This window comes from Frankia canadensis (assembly GCF_900197875.1).
GTDB classification, from domain to species: Bacteria; Actinomycetota; Actinomycetes; order Frankiales; family Frankiaceae; genus Frankia; species Frankia canadensis.
Genome location: NZ_FZMO01000287.1, coordinates 1 through 4492, shown reverse-complemented (window position 1 = coordinate 4492; position 4492 = coordinate 1). Strand labels below are relative to the sequence as shown.

Here is a 4492-nt window from a genome sequence, read left to right as displayed (position 1 = left end):
ACTTTCGCGTTCAATCACCCCAACAGACAGCCACAAAAAGCGGTGCATCCAGGCTCAGTCGTCGTGCCCCGCGCCGCGATCAGGCGCGCTCATGTCCCCCGTCCCGGGCGTGCCATCGGCGAGCCCGTAGCGCAGGTACACGGTGCCCTTCGGGCTTGCTACCGGTGGTTCGAGGAGCGTGACGTTCGTGGGCACCGCGCCACCGTCGAACACCTTCTTCCCGACGCCGAGCACGATCGGGTAGAGCCAGAGGTCGAGACGGTCGAAGAGCCTTTCCCGCAGGAGCGTCTGCACCAGGTTCAGGCTCCCGACGACCTTCACCCGCTCGTGCCGGTCACGGATCTCGCGCACCGCGCCGGCGAGGTCCGGGCCGAGCTGGCTGGACCCGGCCCACGACAGGTCGGGCCGGCCGCGGGAGGCCACGTACTTCGGGACGCTGTTGAACAGCGTGGCGATCTCGTTGTCCTGGCCGCCGCTCTCCTGGTGCGGCCAGTAGCCGGCGAAGATCTCGTACGTCCGCCGGCCGAGCAGCAACGCGTCCGTGCCCTCGTACGTGGCGGCGATCTGCGCCCCGGTGAGCTCGTCCACCATGGGCGCCTGCCAGCCGCCGTAGGTGAACCCCACCGGGTCCTCGTCGGGGCCGCCAGGCGCCTGCCCGACGAGGTCGAGGGTCGCGAACATCTCGATGTGGATGAGGCCCATGGCGTGCTCCCGAGGAGGTGTCGAGTCCCAGTCCGGAACAGATGGAGGAGCCGGGGTCAGCTCATGGGGCCAGGACCGGCCCGACCGTATCGCGTGCCGCCCTTGCGGAATCCGCTGGTCGGCGCTCACCGGGCCCCGCGTGGCGCCGGGTCCTGTACATCCTCGTGCGTGGCGGCTATCTGGCCCCACCGACCAGCAGGCACCACCGGGTGCATGCAGACTTGGGGCATGAGCCCCGTGAGCCGCGGTCGCAAGAACGGAAAGAAGCCCTCCCCCAAGGAGTCGGCACCGGCCAGGCGCACATCGCGGCCCGCACTGTCCTCCGTGCCGGACATCCGTGACCAGTCTCCGCGGTCTCATGACGACAGCGAGACGGAGCTGCGCGCGTTCACCGCCGACATGCTCGAGATGGGCGGGGTACTCCGCGAGAACGACGACCCGCTGATGGCGGAGGTGGCCGGTGCGACGTTGGCCGTGCTTGACGCCCTCACCGAAGGCTCCGTCCTCACCGAAGGCTCCGTCGGGACGGCGTTCCTTCAGGAGATCGTGCCGCGACTGGAGGCCGCGGCGACCGGGGACGCTCTCGCGGTGCTGCTGGCGGTGGGTTCCGTCGCGTCGGGGCCGGTCAGTGCCGCCGCGGATGCCGCCGCCGGCCGGCTCGCCGCCGCCGGGGTCTCCCGGCCGCGATGGGCGGACGAGTTGACGGCGCCGCTGGTGGCCGGCGACTTCCAGCGCCGGTACGACGACGAAGGCGTCGCCGTCTTCCTGAGCTGCACCGTCGAACGGGCTGGCCGGCCGCACGCGTTCCTGGTACATGTCGACCCATCGGCCTGCGGTGAGGCCGCGGACCTCCTCGTCCTCCCGGCCGAGGACCTTCCCAGGGTTCTGGAGGAGATCACCGCCGCGGCTCGCAAGGACAAGGTCAGGCTACGAACCGAGACGCTGGACGCCGAGGAGTTCCGCTGGCAGGTCGAGAACGCCCTCGACGCGCGGGCGGTGCACGACGGCGAGCTCCCGTTCGAGGACGACGAGGAAGCCGCCCCCTTCCTCCGGTTCGGCGAGGACGACGCGATCCCCTTCGGTGAGGAGGACGGCGAGGACGGGCCGCCGTACGAGGCGCTGGCGTTCGTGCTGCGCTCGCGCCTCGCGACGCTCCCGACCCCTCGGAAGCCACCCGCGCCGCACGCGGACGACGACGAGGACGACGGGATCGAGGTGTTCGGCGGCATGGCCGGCCTCGTCAGGATGCTGGACGAGCGGGGGATGGACCCGGCCGCGGTCGCCGCGGGCCCGCTGGCGAACCTGACCGGACAGCCCGGCCTCCCGGCGGTGGGCCGTCCGCCGACGCCGCCGCTTCCGAAGAAGCCGAAGCGGGCCAAGGAGCAGCAGGCCCCGATCTACCAGGTGAAGATAGGGCTACGCGGCGCGAAACCACCGATCTGGCGACGGTTGGATGTGCCAGCCGACACCAGCCTGACCCGCCTGCACGCCATCCTCCAGGCAGCGTTCGGCTGGGACGACAGCCATCTGCACGTCTTCGAGACGCCCTACGGCAGGTTCGGCACGCCGGACGCGGATCTTGGCCAGCGCGCCGAGAGGCCGGTGTCGCTGGAGCAGGTGCTTCCCGACGTCAAAGCAAAGATCGGTTATACCTACGATTTCGGCGACAACTGGGAGCATCAGATCGTCCTCGAGAAGATCCTCGATCCCGACCCATCCGTCCGGTATCCGCGCTGCACCGGCGGGCGTCGCGCGGCCCCGCCGGACGACTGCGGCGGCGTCTGGGGCTACGGGGCGCTCCTGGAGATCCTGGACGACCCCGCTCATCCGGAGCACCACGAGCGGCTGGAATGGCTGGGCCTCGACAACCCGGCCGACCTCGACCCCACCAGGTTCGACGCCCAGGAAGTGACAGCCGCGCTGTCCCGCCTCCGCTGATGGTGGCGCGACGCCTCGTCCGACGGTCGACAGCACCACGTGAGGTTGGATGTTGGGCCATGCGGGCGATCATGGCCGCGCGGTTCGGCCCTCCTGCCGATCTGGAACTGGTCGACCTGCCCACACCTCCTACGACATGGGCGCCAGGCCGCGCAGGACCGGGGCGAGCTCACGCCATTCGCGGTCCGGCAGCGTGGCGGGGTCCGCGGTGAGGATCTGAACGCACACGTGGTCCGCGCCCGCGTCGAAGTGCTGACGTACGCGGTCCTGAATCACCTGGGCATCTCCATGGGCGACGATCGCGTCGACCAGTCGACGGCTGGGGCCGGCGATGTCGGTCTCATCGAAGCCCAGCCGCCGGATGTTCGCGGCGTGGTGCGCAGCCATGGACCCGTAGGCACCGACGTGCGCCGTGGCGACCTCGCGGGCCCGGTCGGCGTCGGAGTCCAGCACGACCGCCTGCTCGACGCCGAGGAACGCCGCCGAGCCCATGATCTCTCGTGCCCTCCGGGTGTGTTCGACGGGCACGAAGTACGGGTGCGCCCCCCAGGTCCGTTCCGCTGCCAGCGACAACATCTTCGGACCGAGCGCGGCCAGCACCCGACGCGGGGCCGGGCGTGGCGACGGGCCGTGGACGGGGACCGCGTCCATGGCCGCCAGGTAGGAGGCCATGGACGACACCGCCCGACCCGACGCGGGTAGGGGGTAGCCGTCCAGGGTGTGGATGGTGTCGTCGACTCGATGTCCGCCGAGGCCGAGGAGATAACGCCCTGGGAATGCCTCGCCCAACGCGCGGGTCATGGTCGCCATGGCGATCGGGTCGCGAAACGCGATGTGCGCGATGCCCGACGCGACGGTGATCCGCTGGGTGGCCGACAGCAGCAGCCACGCCTGGCTCGCCGTGTCACGGCCAAATGACTCCCCGAACCAGATCGCGCCGTAGCCCAGCTCCTCGATCTCCGCGGCGGCCTCCCGCACGCGACCGACGGGCTGACCGTCGAACGCCATCGTCCAGATGCCGACTTGACCGAGCGCGTGCCTCTGATCCTCGTCCATCGCTACCCTTCGATCTTCAGCCACTAAGCGGATAGTCTGTCCGCTTATTCGTGACTAAGATACGGACAGCATGTCCGTTTGTCCATGTCCGGCGACGGAAGGGAGGGATGATGACGGCTGGGCGCACTCCCGCGCAACGCCCCACCCGCGCCGACGCTCGGCGCAACCGAGAACACCTGCTCGCCGTCGCGCGCGAGACGTTCGACGAAGCCGGACCCGACGCATCCCTGGTCGAGATCGCTCGCCGCGCCGGCGTCGGGCAGGGAACCCTCTACCGGCACTTCCCGACGCGCGCCGCCCTGCTGCGGGCCGTCCTCGCCAGCCGCATCGAGACGTTGTGCCGGCGGGCGGCGGAGCTGTCCGCCAACGAGTCCCCGGGCGACGCACTGGCCGCCTGGCTGCGGCTGCTCCTCGACCACGCACGCCTCAACCAGGGGCTCGCCGGCGCCTTCATGCTGGAGGGCCCCGAGGCGTCGGCCGTCGACTGTCACCGGGTCATCACGGACGCGGCCGCCGACCTCCTTGGCCACGCCCAGCGGACCGGGGCAGCCCGCCCGGACCTGAGTTCGAGTGACCTCATCCAGCTCGTCGTCGGGATCGCCCTCGCCACTGCCCGCAGCGATGATGTCGGTCAGGCTGACCGTCTGCTCACGTTGGCACTCGACGCGGTGCGCCGGAACCCTCCAACCGGCAGGGTTGTGAACTGCTGACTAGCAGCACTCAATAGGCTGCTCCAGGCGCCTATAATGGTCAGGTGAACCTGAAGGAGTGGGCCGAGTCGCAGGGCGTCGCGTAC

At 70.4% G+C, this 4492-nt stretch carries 4 protein-coding genes; 2 read left to right on the top strand and 2 right to left on the bottom strand.

Annotation, left to right across the window (positions count from 1 at the left end):
* Positions 1-54: 54 nt before the first annotated feature.
* A complete protein-coding gene (locus C1A33_RS20750) occupies positions 55-702 on the bottom strand; it encodes a dihydrofolate reductase family protein (protein ID WP_101833089.1) in 648 nt (215 codons plus the stop codon).
* A 228-nt stretch (positions 703-930) separates the two neighbouring features.
* Here C1A33_RS20750 and C1A33_RS20745 point away from each other — a divergent pair, with 228 nt between their 5' ends.
* On the top strand, positions 931-2640 hold the full coding sequence (locus C1A33_RS20745; protein WP_101833088.1) for a plasmid pRiA4b ORF-3 family protein: 1710 nt from the start codon (positions 931-933) through the stop codon (positions 2638-2640).
* A 129-nt stretch (positions 2641-2769) separates the two neighbouring features.
* Here the strand turns inward: C1A33_RS20745 and C1A33_RS20740 are convergent, their stop codons facing one another.
* Positions 2770-3696: a TIGR03620 family F420-dependent LLM class oxidoreductase gene (locus C1A33_RS20740; protein WP_101833087.1), complete on the bottom strand. Its 927-nt coding sequence runs from the start codon at positions 3694-3696 to the stop codon at positions 2770-2772.
* Positions 3697-3806: 110 nt separating this feature from the next.
* Here C1A33_RS20740 and C1A33_RS20735 point away from each other — a divergent pair, with 110 nt between their 5' ends.
* Positions 3807-4406 carry a TetR/AcrR family transcriptional regulator gene (locus C1A33_RS20735; RefSeq protein ID WP_207770404.1) on the top strand — a complete coding sequence of 200 codons (600 nt, stop codon included), beginning with the start codon at positions 3807-3809 and terminating at the stop codon, positions 4404-4406.
* The last annotated feature ends 86 nt before the right edge of the window (positions 4407-4492 follow it).